17 protein-coding genes are annotated in these 16,289 nt (G+C 52.7%); 4 read left to right on the top strand and 13 right to left on the bottom strand.

Annotated features, from left to right (window positions below):
- The first annotated feature begins 42 nt into the window (after positions 1 to 42).
- A complete protein-coding gene (locus ACWAU0_RS13455; protein WP_458136968.1) occupies positions 43 to 1,548 on the top strand; it encodes a phenylacetate--CoA ligase family protein in 1,506 nt (501 codons plus the stop codon).
- 86 nt (positions 1,549 to 1,634) lie between these two features.
- Here the strand turns inward: ACWAU0_RS13455 and ACWAU0_RS13460 are convergent, their stop codons facing one another.
- The 13 genes from ACWAU0_RS13460 to ACWAU0_RS13520 all read right to left on the bottom strand — a co-directional run bounded on the left by ACWAU0_RS13460 (position 1,635) and on the right by ACWAU0_RS13520 (position 12,536).
- Positions 1,635 to 2,159, bottom strand: a complete 525-nt coding sequence (locus tag ACWAU0_RS13460) for a PepSY domain-containing protein (protein ID WP_458136969.1) — start codon at positions 2,157 to 2,159, stop codon at positions 1,635 to 1,637.
- Positions 2,160 to 2,202: 43 nt separating this feature from the next.
- A complete protein-coding gene (locus tag ACWAU0_RS13465) occupies positions 2,203 to 2,715 on the bottom strand; it encodes a LuxR C-terminal-related transcriptional regulator (RefSeq protein ID WP_523070802.1) in 513 nt (170 codons plus the stop codon).
- Between the two features lie 251 nt (positions 2,716 to 2,966).
- Positions 2,967 to 3,716 carry a flagellar brake protein gene (locus ACWAU0_RS13470; protein ID WP_458136971.1) on the bottom strand — a complete coding sequence of 250 codons (750 nt, stop codon included), beginning with the start codon at positions 3,714 to 3,716 and terminating at the stop codon, positions 2,967 to 2,969.
- Positions 3,717 to 4,056: 340 nt separating this feature from the next.
- Entirely contained in the window at positions 4,057 to 4,419 is a 363-nt protein-coding gene (locus ACWAU0_RS13475) for a roadblock/LC7 domain-containing protein (RefSeq protein WP_033155499.1), read from the bottom strand.
- 10 nt (positions 4,420 to 4,429) lie between these two features.
- The gene (locus tag ACWAU0_RS13480; protein WP_205450894.1) at positions 4,430 to 4,993 is read right to left on the bottom strand and encodes a protoglobin domain-containing protein; all 564 of its coding nucleotides are present in this window, start codon (positions 4,991 to 4,993) and stop codon (positions 4,430 to 4,432) included.
- Positions 4,994 to 5,131: 138 nt separating this feature from the next.
- Positions 5,132 to 5,353: a flagellar regulator YcgR PilZN domain-containing protein gene (locus ACWAU0_RS13485; RefSeq protein ID WP_458136972.1), complete on the bottom strand. Its 222-nt coding sequence runs from the start codon at positions 5,351 to 5,353 to the stop codon at positions 5,132 to 5,134.
- Positions 5,354 to 5,622: 269 nt separating this feature from the next.
- The gene (locus tag ACWAU0_RS13490) at positions 5,623 to 6,993 is read right to left on the bottom strand and encodes a pentapeptide repeat-containing protein (RefSeq protein ID WP_458136973.1); all 1,371 of its coding nucleotides are present in this window, start codon (positions 6,991 to 6,993) and stop codon (positions 5,623 to 5,625) included.
- Complete coding sequence (locus tag ACWAU0_RS13495) at positions 6,921 to 7,574, bottom strand: netrin-like domain-containing protein (protein ID WP_458136974.1); 654 nt, start codon at positions 7,572 to 7,574, stop codon at positions 6,921 to 6,923. Before ACWAU0_RS13495 ends, ACWAU0_RS13490 begins: the two co-directional genes overlap by 73 nt.
- Positions 7,575 to 7,657: 83 nt before the next feature.
- Positions 7,658 to 9,088, bottom strand: a complete 1,431-nt coding sequence (gene creC / locus ACWAU0_RS13500) for a two-component system sensor histidine kinase CreC (protein WP_458136975.1) — start codon at positions 9,086 to 9,088, stop codon at positions 7,658 to 7,660.
- Positions 9,085 to 9,777 (bottom strand): two-component system response regulator CreB, encoded by a 693-nt coding sequence (creB, locus tag ACWAU0_RS13505; RefSeq protein ID WP_458136976.1) that lies wholly within the window; start codon positions 9,775 to 9,777, stop codon positions 9,085 to 9,087. The genes creC and creB overlap by 4 nt, the downstream gene beginning before the upstream one ends.
- 4 nt (positions 9,778 to 9,781) lie before the next feature.
- Complete coding sequence (locus ACWAU0_RS13510; RefSeq protein ID WP_458136977.1) at positions 9,782 to 10,198, bottom strand: DUF350 domain-containing protein; 417 nt, start codon at positions 10,196 to 10,198, stop codon at positions 9,782 to 9,784.
- A 2-nt stretch (positions 10,199 to 10,200) separates the two neighbouring features.
- The gene (locus ACWAU0_RS13515; RefSeq protein WP_458136978.1) at positions 10,201 to 11,331 is read right to left on the bottom strand and encodes a glutathionylspermidine synthase family protein; all 1,131 of its coding nucleotides are present in this window, start codon (positions 11,329 to 11,331) and stop codon (positions 10,201 to 10,203) included.
- Between the two features lie 2 nt (positions 11,332 to 11,333).
- A complete protein-coding gene (locus ACWAU0_RS13520) occupies positions 11,334 to 12,536 on the bottom strand; it encodes a hypothetical protein (RefSeq protein ID WP_458136979.1) in 1,203 nt (400 codons plus the stop codon).
- Between the two features lie 531 nt (positions 12,537 to 13,067).
- Here ACWAU0_RS13520 and ACWAU0_RS13525 point away from each other — a divergent pair.
- The 3 genes from ACWAU0_RS13525 to ACWAU0_RS13535 all read left to right on the top strand — a co-directional run bounded on the left by ACWAU0_RS13525 (position 13,068) and on the right by ACWAU0_RS13535 (position 16,257).
- Complete coding sequence (locus ACWAU0_RS13525) at positions 13,068 to 13,880, top strand: formate/nitrite transporter family protein (protein WP_033155490.1); 813 nt, start codon at positions 13,068 to 13,070, stop codon at positions 13,878 to 13,880.
- A gap of 75 nt (positions 13,881 to 13,955) precedes the next feature.
- Positions 13,956 to 14,399, top strand: a complete 444-nt coding sequence (gene cynS, locus ACWAU0_RS13530; RefSeq protein ID WP_101054970.1) for a cyanase — start codon at positions 13,956 to 13,958, stop codon at positions 14,397 to 14,399.
- A 19-nt stretch (positions 14,400 to 14,418) separates the two neighbouring features.
- On the top strand, positions 14,419 to 16,257 hold the full coding sequence (locus ACWAU0_RS13535; RefSeq protein ID WP_458136980.1) for a bifunctional protein-serine/threonine kinase/phosphatase: 1,839 nt from the start codon (positions 14,419 to 14,421) through the stop codon (positions 16,255 to 16,257).
- The last annotated feature ends 32 nt before the right edge of the window (positions 16,258 to 16,289 follow it).

The following is a 16,289-nucleotide window of genomic DNA, read 5'->3' on the forward strand; positions in this document are numbered from 1 at the left end:
TATACCTTTAGTGTTTTCCCAGCATTTTTCAGGTGGTTTGCGATGAGCTATTTACCAACGACGTCTTCTGCGGCAGCATTTCAGTATTTTCTGTCCACGCCATTGGATACCTTGCTTAACAAGCATCAAGCGCTTAATCCGCAGCAAAAAATGCTGGCGTTATTTCAGCGCTGCGCGGCAGAGGTTCCCGCTTATCGGCAGTTTTTGCAAGCCCAGCAAATCGATCCCGTGCAGATTAATAATTACGCGGATTTTCAAAAGCTGCCGTTAATCAGCAAAGCTAACTATATGCAAGCCTACCCGTTGCCGGCGCGTTGCTTCGGCGGTAGTTTAATCGGTGCGGATAGGGTTGCGGTGTCGTCAGGCTCGACCGGCGTGCCAACTTTCTGGCCGCGTTCGGCGGCATATGAGTTGGATGTGGCGCTGCGCTTCGAGCAGGTGTTCAAGGACAGTTTCCAGGCCGATAAACGCACTACTTTGGCGGTGGTATGTTTTGCCTTGGGCAATTGGGTGGGCGGCCTGTTCACGACCTCCTGTTGCTGGCATCTGGCGCATAAGGGCTATCCCTTGCTGGTGGCAACGCCGGGCAATAACAAAGCCGAGATTTTTCGGGTGGTGCGCGAACTGGCGCCGCACTTTGAGCAAACCGTGCTGTTGGGGTATCCGCCGTTTGTGAAGGACGTGATCAATGCCGGCGCCGCCGAGGGCATAGACTGGGCGCAATTCAAACCCAAACTGGTGTTTGCCGGCGAGGTGTTTAGCGAGGAATGGCGCAGCTTGCTGTCCGAGCGTATCGGCTCGCAGTCGGTTTGTTTCGATTCCGCATCGTTATACGGTACCGCTGATGGTGGCGTACTGGGTAACGAAACGCCGCTTAGCATTGCCATTCGCCGTTGGCTGGCGCAACGACCGGAAGCGGCCCGAGCTTTGTTCGGCGAATCGCGGCTGCCCACCCTGGTGCAATACGATCCGTATAGCCGATTCTTTGAAGTACACGAGGGAACGCTGGTGGTCTCCGGCGAGAACAGCGTACCTCTGCTGCGCTATCACATCGCCGACAAGGGCGGGGTGTTGAGCTATGCGCAAATGTGGGATTTTTTGCGCGAGCACGGTGTGCATGCAGTCGAGGATTTAGGCCTGGATGCGCGTTATCAAGCTCGCCAATTGCCTTTTGTGTATGTGTTCGGCCGCGCGGATTTTACTGTGTCGTTTTACGGTGCCAATATCTATCCGGAAAACGTCACGGTAGGGCTGGAACAGCCGGAGATCATGGCTTGGGTGACCGGGAAATTTGTTCTGCAAACCCCGGAAAACGCGGAGGGCGATAAGCATCTGCATATTGCCGTGGAATTATTGCCGGGCGTGGTGGCGGAAGCGGAGATGGCGTCGACGATAGCCGTTGCCATCCGCACGCAACTGCTGCGCCTGAACAGCGAGTTTGCTAATTACACCCCAGCCGAGAAACAACTGCCGATGATTAGCTTACATAGTTTTGCGGATGCTGATTATTTCCCCGCTGGGGTAAAACACCGTTATACCCGGCGCTAAATAGTATATTTGTCGGCGGCGGGTGCTGGGGCTCTAATAGTGAGAGCCCCAAAACTGCCAGGGTTGTGAAGTTGCTGGCCCCGGAATTAACGTTTTTCGTCAACCTCTTCGCCGATTTCCCATTCCTCGGTGGCGGTTTCGATGATTTTGCCGCTGGCGGCATCCACTTCGATTTTGGTTTCTAAGCCTTTGTCATTCACGATGTCGAATTCGTAAGACGAGCCGCCGTTTTCCTCCACTTCGTATTCGACTTCCTCAATCTTGCCGGGGTTGGCTTTTAACGCAATTGCCGCGGCATCTTCCTCGGTGACTTTGACATTCTTTTTGAATGCCTGGCTATTTGGGTCGGCTACTTCAGCTTCTTTTTCAGTCAGCTTGCCGCTGTCGGCATCGCACATGTATTCCCATTCCTGGCGGTTGTTGTCGCGCAGTTCCAGTTCATAGGCGCCTTTACCGGCTACGTTGAGCTTTTCCAGTTTGACCAGCTCGCCTGCCTTTTCTTTTTTGACGGCCTGGATGCAATTTTCCAAGCCTTGATCGGCTGCTAAGGCACTAGCGGATAACACGCCCAAACCGGCTAATACAGATAATGCTAACACTGACTTTTTCATAAACCACCTCGCAAAAATAGGAAAAATTCCCGAATATCGGGAATCATACGCCTTTATGCATAATCAAGCCATGGCTATTGGCAAATTTTGTCAGTGTGTCCCGACTGTCGATAGCCAGTTTCAGCTTGATTTGAGTTTGGCAATTGGAGACCGTTTTACTGCTGATACCGAGTTGCGCGGCTATCGTTTGCAATGAGCAACCTTCGGCTAACAGGCAAAACACATCAAACTCGCGGGAGCTCAGAGAAGCAAAGGGTTCTAACTGTTGTTTGATTTGCCGCATGGCCAGCAATTGGGCAATCTCTTGGTCCAGGTAATATTCACCCTGCACAATCGTGCGGATGATCTCAGCCAACTTGGCCGCGTCGGGAAACCATCGCAGCAATCCGGTCACTCCAACCTGCATATAGGTCAGGGCGTGGGCGCTGGAATGGCGAAACAGGACTGTAAACTTACAGGATGGAGCAATGGTTTTTATTTGATCTATCAGCCTCAGATTGTCATGCAACGCTGTATCACCATCGATCAGGACGACGTCTAAAGCCAAAAAATTCATTGGTTTCGGAGTATTTGGCTCGATTGTTAAGACCGCAATGCCCTGGTTTTCCAATTCTTTAGGATTAAGGCTAATTTCTGCAAACCCTTGCGCGGGTAGCAATAACCTGATGACTGACACGATATATTGCCTATTGTCTAAACGGGTGGAATGGCAAACCTAGGACCTTTTGGTAAATAAGGTATTGCCGTTTTTGGTTTGAGCCTAGCTAAACTTGGAGATTAACGGAAACCGGGCGGTTTAGCGCCGATTCAATGACTCTCGATGTTTTTCAGCATCCGTTCGATAGATTGCATGTAGATCTGCACACTGCTCTCAAAAGTCGGCGAAATGGCGGTAAATTGAAAACCTATGCGATGCGCGGTGGTTATCGTATTGGTTTTGACGTCGATGCTGTATTTGGCCTGCATTCCGATGTCGGCGTGATGATGTTCATTGTCGTGCAGAAACAGCATGCCACTAGCGGCTTCAGTGCTAAGCAATTCCTGCTGCAAATTATGATCAGGATTCAATAAAGCCAGTCCACACAAGCCAATATCCATCAGTTTGAAGGTTTTAACGACAGATGTTTGTTTGCCATCCGCACCGCTTAGCTTAAAACCGAATTGGCAATACGTGCCGGCATGCGACTGCGGCACTTTCACCCGGTAATAATTGCGCCGTTGCCGCCAGTACAGCCTATCGGGCAAGGGCATGGTCAGTACCGCACCATGCGTGCTTTGCGCCAGTTTGATGTTCACCCCTTGAAAAGCCGCATCAATCCCATCCACCTGTGTGAAGAAATGCGCGCGCTTGCTCAGTAACAAACGGTCCGTCAATTCCTGGGTGGGCGCAATGTCTATCGCCAAGGTATTGTGTTTAGGGTCGATTTGCACAATCGCAGTTAAAAACGCCTGATTATCCGCGCCATAGCGAGCCGACAAAATGCAATTACGCTGCTGGATCTCCGTTAAATAATTGACAATCTGTTTCGGGCTAAAAATCGCGTAGTCGTTTTCCATTGCTAGTGATCATCGGTTTTGCAAATATGCGGAAAATATACGTTAAAAACCGGATTGTTGCCTTGTTGGAAATAAGGAGGGGCTTAAGCTTTTTAGGGCGGGGACGTTTAGGTCTAGTGGGTGTGACGCTGGAGCAATGAGTGAGTGACTATGTGACAAAGCCAGGCTAAGTTGTCAGGGAAGCATAGCGCGCACCTTGATCTATCTAGCTTTGGTATTGACATCTGCCGGGGAGCGGTAAAGGTATTTGAAGGCGGGGATCGACTGCCTGATGCGGAAAACAGTCTGACCGGTGGTAAGACGAGGTGACGGGCGTAATCCCGTCACTCCAATTCAATCTTTACAGCATCTCCGCGATCTGAACCGCCGCTCGCTTAACATCAAGAAATATCAAGCCCAATTTGGCCGATGACTTGGTTAAAACGGTGAGAACACCCTCAGAACCGGCATAGGTCATTAACACATAGCCGGCCTTGCCTTTGATCAGCACTTGCTCCAACTCGCCTCTCGCCAGCTCTTGCGCAGTCCGGTCACCCAATGACAACATGGCGGCGCTCATCGCACCTACCCGGTCTTCGTCCATGGAAGCCGGTAATACCGAGGCCATCATTAAACCATCAGTCGATATCACGCCACTGGCTTCGATGTCGGCCGATGAACCATTCAATTCCGTCAAAACAGATATTAATAAATCCGCGCGCATAGTGATCTCCTTATTTGTCTCTGTAGGCCAAGGCCAGATTGGTGAATAACGTGCGGCTCATGCCGGAAATTTTCAAAAACTTTTCCAGTTCTTCCGCCAGGCTCGAGGCTTGATAGGATTGCTGCATCACCAGCAATGAAAAGCCGGTTACCGAGTTAACTGCGGCAATCGTCCGAGCGCAATATTGCTTATCGTCACCAAAGGTTTCAACTATCAGCGTGAAAAGACGGTTATTGATCAAAGTCATCGCTCCGGCCATGAATTCGACAGGCAATTTAACCTTGACATGCACATCACCGACCTTGAACATCTGTGCGGTAAAGTCTTTATCATAGGGGCCTGTGAATAGCCCTTCCATCCATAGGCGGTGGGTTTTTTTCAAACCCTCGACTCGTCCTTCCAGAAACGAAGCCGTTTCCGGTATGGTGGCCAACTGTTGATAAAATTCGTCGGTTACCGCCGCCAGATACGGCTTAATTTGCGACCCAACCTCTAGCAACAAAGCTTCCTTATCGGGGGTAAACCCGCTAAACGATTTGCCGTATACGGTCAGCTTTTCGAAATCCAGTGACATTAAACACTCTCCTCGTGAACTAAAAAAAATGCAACCGACTTTGTGGGGGTGTTTTTAGTGCGGCCGCATGGTCTTGCTAGTTAGACTCAGCGAGGAAAGCATATACCAGGTTTTTTTTTGGGTATTTTTCTGCGTTGCTTATTTGCGGTTTATGAGAATTGGCTCGCAAACCATAATGTTATTAATTTTTCGAGCGTCTATCGCCAAAGCATTGTGCTTAAGGTCAATTTGTACCATTGCGGTTAAAACCGCTTGATCATTAACCGCATAGCGAGCGGACAAAATGCAATGACGCCGCGGGATTCCCGTTAGGTAATTGATAATGTGTTTTGGGCTGGAAATCGCGTAATTGTCTTCCATTGATAGTGATCGCCGGTTTTGCAAATATGCGGAAAAAATACGTTAAAGACCGGATTGTTGCTGGCTGGAAACAAGTGATGTCTAGGGCGGGTTGGCGATAGTGGTTGCGTGACAAATCGAAGCTAAATTGTTAGGGGACACTTTCGCGCACTCAGGCCTAAAGGGCTGTGAGGGGATCTAAGCCGACATCGCGCGCGCGTTTGTTTGATGAATTGGATTCCTTGAGGCGTTAACTGCATGGCTTTTGCTCAGTTGTAGGTCACGGCAGCTTATTCGCACAACTTAGCGCCAGCGGCAAGCGGATCGAATCCTTCCGGCCATTTACTCTTAACGTCGAAACACAGGCCTGTAAGCTTCGCTTCTTCCAGATTCGCCGAGGAAAAATCCACCTCTCTCAGCTTTGCGTTGGATAAATCGGCATGGGCAAACGAAGCTTCGGTAAAATTCACTGCCGTAAAATGGGCATTGGTGAGATTGGTGTACTCGAAGTTAGCCTTATTGTAGCTGCCACCTTGAATATCCAAGCCGATCAGCGTGGCATGAGAAAAATCACTGTTATCGAAATTGGATTGCCAGAACCAGAACCCCGAAAACTCTTGATTTGCAAAGAAGGAGTTCTGTGCATTCAGATTTTGCACTATCGGCCCTCTCCGAAAGGGATACCCGCCAAGTGATTTCGTTTTCGGAGGCATTCCTTCGCAATTGGTCCAAACCGGAAAAACCGGCAAACTGGTCAAATCTAAATTGCTAGGCAGTTTGGTGCGACAATCAGCAATAACAGCCACACCCCAATCAACATGACTAAGGTTTGCTTCCGATAAGTCTACGCCTTGTAGATTAGTCATTTCCCCTGACATGATGCTGTTAATATTTGATGCCGCAACTCCGAAAGCCGTGCCGTCGATATTAGTGCTGCGGAATGTCGAGCCACGCAAATCAGCGCCTCTCAAGTCCATGCCCGATAGATCTTGATTCAAGAATCGTAGGTTTCGAAGCTTGGCTTGTATTAAACTCTTACCGTTTAGTTTCGCGTTTTTGATTGAAGCACCTTCAAAGGAGGCGTGTTCCATATTGGCTTCTGAAAAATTGGCATTATCAAGGATGGCGTTGTCGAAGTTGGCTAAAACCAAGTCGGCTTCGCTAAAGTCGGTATGCTCAAGATCGGCGTGATTGAACTGTGTTTCATATGCGCTTTTCAGGTTACGGAATTTCGCACGGCTGAGTTTCGCCCCTATGAAACTACAGTTACGAATATCGGCTTCTGAAAAATCCGAGTTTGTTAAGTCGGCGCTTGAAAAATCGATTCCCTTGAGCTTGGCTCCGCGAAAATTCGCACCAACCAGGTTTAGGCCTACAAAAGACGGATGTTCTGACTTGTTTTCGTATCCGCTAAAGTCCCTGTCATCGCCAAGTTCTTGAGTTCTGCCAAGTTTTAACAATGCCAGAGTTTTTCCATGTCTAGCAGCATTATTCTGTTTATCCAGCTTTTGGATAGACTGATAGTCTGACAAAGCAAGCTCATATAGCGCTTGTTTATACCGAGCATCGGCACGGCCCTCCAAAGCTTTCAGGTCTTTGGGCCTAAGCTGGAGTAAACGACTAAACGCAGCCTCCGCTGCGTCGTAATCCTGGTAATGCACAAGGAATGTCTTTTATTACGATAAGCTTCAATCGCATCCTGAAAGCGTGTATCGCCATTGCCAATAGCAGATGCGTACGGAATCATGCTGCACATGCCGGTTCCGAAACCATCCCGAACATTGCCGCCAGCAAACACAGTGACTTCTTGACCGACCGTAAACCCCCAGCCGCAATTCACTCCATCACTTGGCCTGTACTCAATATCCACCTCAATGACCTCCGGTCCTTTATACGAGGTCGTCAGCCTGAATTTCGCTCGTCTTGAGAAATACTGTTCTGGGAGTGTGGCAATATCGTATTCGTTCGCCAACGTATTCGGCACGACTTTCTCAGTCGACACTACCGTGCCTTTAAAAATCAATGCACTGGCTTGAAGATATTCTTCCGGCTGCGGATGCCAACAACTGCAAGCTAGTGCCGGAGTTGGTATTGTCGCCAAACCCAAAACCCATGCCCCAAGGATCATATTTGCCAGCTTGCCATGCTTGTCTGATCTTAGGATACGAATATTCTTTATTGCCATTGCGGCTTTTAGCTGACGGACATAGAAATTGATGGCTGCAATTGTCGATGTATTCATTTTTCTTCCATTTGGTAGTCAGAATTCAGGAGTTTGGAATGATGATCAGACAAAGGTAAATCGGTCGTCGATTGCGCTGTTTCTCAATCACTTGCCGACAAATTCAACACCGCCTCAGCCCCGCCGCCCGCGACATTGCAGACTTTGATCTCGCCGCCATGCAACAAAGCCACTTCCTTAACGAAGGCCAAGCCTAACCCGGTGCTCTTTTGGCCAGTGTTGGGGCGCGGTAGTGAGTAGAAGCGTTCGAACACTCGCGCTAGCGCGTAGTCGGGGATACCTGGACCGTGGTCGCGGATGCTTAAGGTGATTTGCTTGTCGTCGTGGTGGCCGTCGATTTCGATTGTGGACTTGGCAGGCGCAAAGGCCATTGCGTTATCCAATAAATTGGAGATGGCTTGCCGCAATAAAAACTCTTCCGCCAGCACTGGTAGCGGTTCGTCTAGCGACACGGCGGTTTGCAAATGCAGTTGCAGCAATTGCGGGGCTTTTTCCGCCAGGACGCTATTGACAATCTCACCTAAATCCAATAGTTGTGGATCCGATAATTGCTGACGCTGCTCTAACTCCGCCAGTCCCAATAGCCGTTCGATTAACTGGTCCAGGCGTTCGGCTTGTTCGCGGGCGTTGCCGGCGAAGCGGCGGCGGTCGGCATCCGGCAGCGGTTCCTCCAGCAATTCCGCCGCGCCGCGAATGGCGGCCAACGGGCTTTTCATTTCATGAGTCAAGGTTTGTACGTATCGTTCGACGTATTGTTTGCCTTCCAATTCCTGGCGCATGCTTTCCAGTGCGTGCGCCAGTGTGGAGAGTTCGACGCTGCGCAATTTGGGTGGGCTGGCTTTGCCGCCGGACGCGACGCTGCGGGCGTATCCGACCAGTAAATCGATGGCGCGGGTCAAGCGCCAGTTGAATATCGCGCCGAATAGCATAGCGCCGCCGAACAGCCAGAAGGCCCCGCGTCGTATGGCATTCTTGCTGGCGTCGACGATGGGTTGCAGCAGGGCGGTGGGGTAGGCGACGGTGACCACACCTATCAATTTATCGCCGTCGCGCACCGGTGCCGCGACATGCATGGTCGAACTGGTCTTGTCGCCGGGATTGGCCTGCGAGGAGCGCGCGCCGTATTGGCCTTGCAGAGTCAGATAAACATCGTTCCAGCGCGAGTAGTTTTCGCCGATTGCCGTTCCCGCCGAGTCGAAACGGACGATGCCGGCCGCGTCGGTGACGTAAACCCGGTAATCCAGGCTTTGTTTCGGAAACCCGAAAATACTCGCCGATACCGGCCGCTTGCTGTAGCGTTTGACCGCTTGAGCGAAATGGCCGTCGGCGATGCTGCCTTGCCGTAAATCCGGTGCGGCCAGTTCGGCCAGCAGGTTGGCGGTATCGACCAGGCTGGCTTCCAGCGCGGTACGCACGCCTGGGCCGATTTGTTTTACCACCAGCATTAACACCAGTTGCCCGGTTACGGCCACCAGCAGGAAGTAGCCCAGAAATAAACGTACCGAGAGTTTCATCGGCTTTGCAAGCTATAACCCAGGCCGCGATGAGTGCGTATCGGATCTTGATCGGCGGCGGCCGAGCGCAGTTTGGCACGCAGGGTTTTGATGTGGGTATCGACGGTGCGGTCGAACACATCGCCGGGGTCTTGCCAGATTCTTTCCAGCAGTTGTTCGCGGGAGAAAATCCGCTCGGGGTGTTCGATGAATAGTTTCAGCAACAAAAATTCGTAACGGGTCAAATCCAGCAATTGTCCGTAATAGCGGATGCGGCCGGCTTGGCTGTCCAAATCAAACTGGGTGTTAGGCGGCGCTGCTGGCTTATTAGTATCCGCTGTACCAAGTCGGCGCAGAATTACGCCAACTCTGGCCGCCACTTCGCGCGGACTAAACGGCTTGGTCACATAGTCGTCGGCGCCGATTTCCAAACCGACGATGCGGTCGATTTCGTCGCCGTGAGCGGTCAGAAAAATCACCGGAATATCCGAGAATCGGCGGAGCTGTCGGCACAAGTCAAAACCGTTGCCGTCCGGCAGGCCGACATCGAGAATAGCCAAAGAGAACTCGGCGGATTGTAGTCTGGTCAAGGCAGTTTGCAGCAAACCGACGTGCTCGGTTTGGTAACCGCTTTGATTCAGCACATAAATCAAGGTGTCGGCAATCGCCGGTTCGTCTTCGACGATTAAGATGCGTTTGCTGGAATTCACGGCGTCAATAGGTCATGCAAGCCGCGCTTAACAAGCCCGCCGCCAAAGCAAAACCTGCCAGCATGATGGCTGGCCCCAGTTCGTCGGCGGCGATGCGTTTGCACAGGTCCGCGAAAGCCAGCCGCAGCCCAACAAACACCAGCACCTGCAAAAATAAAGCGATGCCGGCCCAGATCAACATATCGATAAACGACACGCTGTTGGCGACGGCTCCGGACAGCGCCAATACAAAGCCCAGCAGCGCCGCGCTAAACGCCACGGCCGGGGCGGTTTTGCCCTCGCGGATCAGTTTGAATTCCGCGTAGGGCGTAATCCACAGATAACAGAAAGCAAACGCGCCGGTTAGCGCGGCGGCCGCGACGAAGTGCAGAAAAAAGCCGTTGGCGCCGGCCAGGATGTGAGAGAGGTCTAGCGATTCCATAGTCAATTTTCGACGAAATAATGCGGGATGAAGCGGCTATTGTTGCCGGTGATTTCGGTTTTGTCTTCCCGGATGCCGATGCCGGCCGGTTGATCGGCGATGATCCAGGAGCCGATCACCGGGAAATTGCCGGCAAACTCGGGCAGCGGGGTATAGCGTTGATAAATGCAGGCCTCGCCGCCGTAACTGCCGCCGGTTTCGACGAGGCTGGCGCCGTGGCGAATCTGAATATTGGCGCCTTCGCGGGAATACAGCGGCTTGCGCACGTAATTGCCCAACAAGGGTTTATCGGCGAAGCTGGCCTCCAGCAAATTGGGGTGCTCGGGAAACAGCTCCCACAAAATCGGCAACAGGCCTTTGTTACTGAGCAGTATTTTCCAGGGCGGTTCCAGCATCGCCGGTTGGGCTTGCGGCAGGTAAGGTCCAAACTCTTCTTGCAACAGCCATTCCCAGGGATAGAGTTTGAACAGCGCATCAATGGGGTTATTGCGCAGATCGACAAAGCGTTGCCGGCTGGGGTCCCAGCCGATTTGTTCGATAGCCAGACGTTGGGTTTGCAGGCCGGCTTGTACAGCGGTATCGCGCAGATATTCCAGATTGCCGCTGTCTTCGTCGCTGCTATCAACGCCGGCAAAATGCAGGCTGGGCTGGCGCTGCCGGTACAGTTGCCAAAAGACCAGCAGTTTTTCGTGTATCGAATTGAATTGATCGGCATCCGGATTGCAATCCCGCAACCAGAACCATTGCACTACTGCCGCTTCCAGTAGCGCGGTGGGTGTGTCGGCGTTGTATTCCAGCAGTTTGGGTTGGCCGATACCGTCCCAGGCCAGATCGAAGCGGCCGTAAACGTTGGGTTCGCGGCGTTCCCAGGAGTCGACAATATAGGGCACGACCCAGTCCGGAATTAGCAGTTTGTTGAACAGATTGCGGTCGATGATGGCTTGCACGGCTTGTAGACACAGTGTATGCAATTCGGCGGTGGCATCATCGAGAGTATCGATCTCGCTGGCCGTGAAGCGGTAGCAGGCCGATTCGTCCCAATAAACATCGCCGTCCAGGGTGTGATAATTCATCCCCACGGCTTCGACCCGCTGTTGCCAATCGGCGCGGGGCCTTATCTCGATCCGTTGCATGCTTAGCCGCCGAAGGAACTGTGCGAACCGCCGAAGAAGCCAAAGCCGCCGCGTCTAACCGAACTATGGCTGTCCGCGCTGCCATTGCCGCTATAACGGGAGCTCGAGCCGCCGCCGTGGCCACCGCTGCTTCGGCATTCAATCGGGTTGCCCTGGTCGTCGACGCAATCTTGTTGGCGGATCCGAAAATCGTCGGGGTTGGCGTGATAATTGGCTAACGATAAGCCGCCCAACAAAGCCAGTGACACCTGCATGGAACGCCGAGGGACTGCCGCTTGCACCGGCCGGGTTTCCGGTGCGGCTTGCAACACGCTTTCCCAGGTGGATAGCCGGGGATAGAAGTCGTAGTGATAAAGCGCGCCTATCGACAACAGCAGATAAAAGTCCAGCCTGTTTCCGCACAGCAGAAACAGCGGTAAGCCCAACCAGGCCACGCCATTGGCGATTAATGCGGAGCGGAAGGCTCGTTGCTGGGCCAGCGCCACGCGCACCGTATAGTTCGAAACGCCGATGGGCGGCTTGGCCAGCGTTTGCAATAACGGATAGGCCGCCAAGGCGATGGCAACAAACAACAAGCGCACCGGCCAGGCCGGCAATTGGGGCGCGTAACCGGCAAATAGCGGATATTGCCAGTGCAGCATCGTTGCATAAATCACGTACACCAGCAGATAGACGCCGGTCTGCACGGCCATGAAACGAAAGGACGACACCGCTTTATCGAACTCCACGCAGACAGCGCTGTTGCTACTCAGCGGGCTGCTGGAAAAGCTGCCGAGCCGATAGATGTTACGTCGATACGAATCCACCCATAGTCGCAGCTCCGCCGACAAAAAATTGCCTGCTATTTGAATGGACTCACGTTGGTTTTTGTTGGAGCCGTGAAAAAAGCGCCAGGATTTCGCATTTCCTTGATCTTGGCTATCAGCCACCAGCAAGGCATGGGTTGGAATAGTAGTTTGGCCGAGCCAGCTGTGTTTGACGATTTTGTCGGGATACAGCGTAATCGATTGAGTCGAGATGATGCCAAGCAGCGCCCAAGCAGCATACGCGCCGAATAAAATAAAAATAACTTCGACGATGAAAAAGTTACTTAGAAATCCCGCCCAAGCCATTAGGAAGGCCAGCGCTAATCCCAGTAGCGCAAGTAGTTGTCTCCAAGCGCTGTAAGTAAGAACCAGTTTTTTATTAAGCGACGACGATGGCATGGGCTCGGCTAAATAGGGCGATGGAATTAGATGCTGGATAATCGTCGGCGAAGCATAGCCGCTACTCGGTGTTTTTGCTGAAAATAGCCGCAAGGGGCCGGTTGCTGGAAGCTGATTGCTGGCATTGGCTTCGCATCTGTCTTCGGGCTTGTCTCAGATTGGTGTTTTCCTGTTTTGGTGCGGTGGCAGTCCGTTTTGGTGCGCGATGCTGATTTAGCTTGCTGAGGTTGGCAGCGCAAAGCTTGGTTGGGCTGCATTCAAAGCGCTGGCACAATCCGTGCTGCAATTTTCCCGGTGCAATGGCGCACCCTCGGTTCCCTTCAACAACGGCGTTGAAACGTTGCTGGTTTTATAACCCGCAATACTGTTTGCTCGGCCGTTGTCCTGCTTTTATCCCTTCAGGACTTTCGCTGACCACAAACACGCCGTTTCCAAGGGAGCTTTAGCTTGCGCATACAGGCTTAATCAAACGAATGTCGGTGCTTGATAACCACCGACATTCAAGTCGTTCCCACAATTTAAAGGTGAGTTATGTCCTATCTGATCCCTTCGGAATTCGTCACAAAAATGGTCGATGCCGGTGAATCCAAAATTTTCATGTCTACCCGCGACACGTTAATCCGCGCTTACATGGCCGGGGCGATCCTGGCTTTGGCGGCGGTATTTGCGGTGTCGATTACCGTGCAAACCAACTCGCCGATCTTTGGGGCGATTTTGTTCCCGGTCGGTTTTTGCATGTTGTATTTATTGGGGTTTGATTTGCTGACCGGCGTGTTCGTATTAACGCCGCTGGCCTGGTTGGACAAGCGCGCCGGGGTGACGTTGAGCGGCGTGCTCAGAAACTGGGGCTTGGTGTTTTTAGGCAATTTTCTCGGCGCGTTGACAGTGGCGGTGATGATGTCGGTGGTCTTTACTTATGGCTTCTCCGTGGAACCGGACGCCGTCGGTAAAAAACTGGCCGGCATCGGCGAAGCGCGAACCCTGGGCTATGCCAAATACGGCATTGCCGGCTGGCTGACCATTTTTATCCGCGGCATGCTGTGTAACTGGATGGTATCCACCGGCGTGGTCGGGGCGATGATTTCCACCTCGGTCAGCGGTAAGGTGATCGCAATGTGGATGCCGATCATGCTGTTCTTCGGCATGACCTTCGAGCATTCGGTGGTGAACATGTTTTTGTTTCCCTCAGGTTTGATCATGGGCGGCAATTTTTCGATCATGGATTATTTTGTCTGGAACGAGATCCCCACCGTGTTGGGTAATCTGGTCGGCGGTTTGGCGTTTACCGGTTTGACGCTGTATTCCACGCATGTCAAAACTGCGCCGAAGCGCTCTTTCAACTAAGCGCCAAGCGATCCGGCCCCGATGCCGCTGAGCACGGGGTTTTTTCTCGCTGTTAACCTAGCTAAGGAGTTAAACATGACACGCAACGAAGTGACCGAATTGGTCGTTACGCAAAAACTGGCCAAGCAATTGAGCTGGGCACAACTGGCTGAAGCGATTGGGTTAAGTAAGGAGTGGACCACCGCTGCATTGCTGGGGCAGATGACCCTGAATGCCGAACAAGCCGCGATCATTGGTGCGTTGCTGGAGCTGCCGCCCGCGGCTATCGCCCAACTGCAAGTGGTGCCGTACAAAGGTTCGTTGCCCAGCGCTGTGCCGACCGATCCATTGATTTACCGTTTCTACGAGCTGGTGAATGTCTACGGCACTACGTTTAAGGCTTTGATCCATGAAGAATTCGGCGACGGCATCATGAGCGCCATCGACTTTAGTATGGATTTGCAGCGTGAACCCGATCCGAAAGGCGACCGGGTCAAAATCGTCATGAGCGGGAAATTTCTGCCTTACAAGAGTTACTGAGGCTGTTTTGCTGTAAGTCATGTCCGGGAAACTAAGCATCACCGTCGGCCAATTTTCCGACAAGGGCCGCAAACCGCTAAATCAGGATTTTCATGGCATGTATATCGCCAAGGAACCGCAGTTAAGCGCCAAAGGCATTGCTATAGCCTTAGCTGACGGCATCAGCAGCAGCGAGGTTAGCCACATCGCCAGTCAGGCGGCGGTGACCGGGTTTTTGGCGGATTATTTTTGCACCTCGGAAGCTTGGTCGGTGAAGAAGTCGGTGCAACGGGTGCTGACGGCCACCAATTCCTGGCTGTATGCGCAAACCCGGCAAAGCCGCGATTGCTATGACATGGATCGCGGCTATGTCTGCACCTTGAGCGCGCTGGTGATCAAATCCACCACCGCGCATCTGTTTTCTGTGGGCGACACGCGGATTTATCGGGTAAGCGGCGACGAACTGGAACAGCTGACCCACGACCACCGTTTGTGGCTGTCTCAGGAAAAAAGTTACCTGAGCCGGGCCATGGGCATGGATTCGCATCTGGAAATCGACTATCAAACGCTGACTGTCAGCTTGGGCGACATCTTTGTGCTGGCGACCGACGGCGTCTACGAATACGTCAGCCCGCGCTTCGTTACCCAAACTATCCTGCAAGCCGGCGACGATCTGGACGTTGCGGCGAAAGCCATCGTCGAGGCGGCCTACGCAAATGGCAGCAGCGATAATCTGACCGTGCAGATTGTGCGTATCGACCAACTGCCGCTACCCAGCGCCAACGAGTTGTATCAGTCTTTAACCGACTTGCCGTTTCCACCGCCGTTGGACGCCAGGATGGAATTCGACGGCTACACCATCGTCCGGCAGCTACACGCCAGCAGCCGCAGCCATATCTACTTGGCGGTGGACAACGACACCCAGGCGCAGGTGGTGCTTAAAACCCCGTCCATCGATTTGCGCGGCGATCCGGCGTATCTGGAGCGCTTTCTGATGGAGGATTGGATTGCCCGGCGCATCAATAACGCCCATGTGTTGCAGCCGTGCGCCCAGACGCGCAAACGTAATTTTCTTTATGTGGCGACCGAGTTCATCGACGGCCAGACCCTGAAGCAATGGATGATCGATCATTCGCAACCGGACCTGGAAACCGTGCGCGGCATCATCGAACAAATCGCCAAGGGCTTGCGCGGCTTTCATAGGCTGGAAATGCTGCATCAGGATTTGCGGCCGGACAACATAATGATCGACAGCACCGGCACCGTGAAAATCATCGACTTTGGTTCAACTAGGGTAGCCGGCGTCATGGAGATGGGCGCACCCATCGGCGGCAATGCTATTCTCGGTACCGCGCAATATACCGCACCCGAGTATTTCCTCGGCGAGCCGGGCACGGTGCGCTCGGAGCAGTTTTCCCTGGCGGTGATTACCTATCAAATGCTGACCGGCAAATTGCCTTATGGCGTGGAAGTGGCCAAATGCAAATCCAGGGCCGCCCAAAACAAACTCAATTACGACGCTACTTTGTATCGCAACCGGGATATTCCGAGCTGGGTGGATGATGCGATTCGCAAGGCCGCGCATTCCGATCCGTATAAGCGCTACGAAGATTTATCCGAATTCATTTTTGACTTACGCCATCCCAATCCGGCGTTTTTGACCAAAACCGGTCCGGCATTGCTGGAACGCAATCCGGCGGCGTTCTGGAAGGGCGTGTCCTGCATATTGGCGGGGGTTATCGTGGCCTTGTTAATCGGGCAATCCGCAAATACCGATCAAGCCGAGTCTGTTAGCTGCGCCCGGAACAGCCGGGTGGAAGAGGGTGGCCGGTCCCCCGCGCCTGCGGCAAACAGGGCCGGGTCACCCCACACTCGCTAGCCTGCCCATCGGTATCGCCGGCCCGAATTTGC

The sequence above is a fragment of the Methylomonas sp. Uni0009 genome (assembly GCF_054188105.3).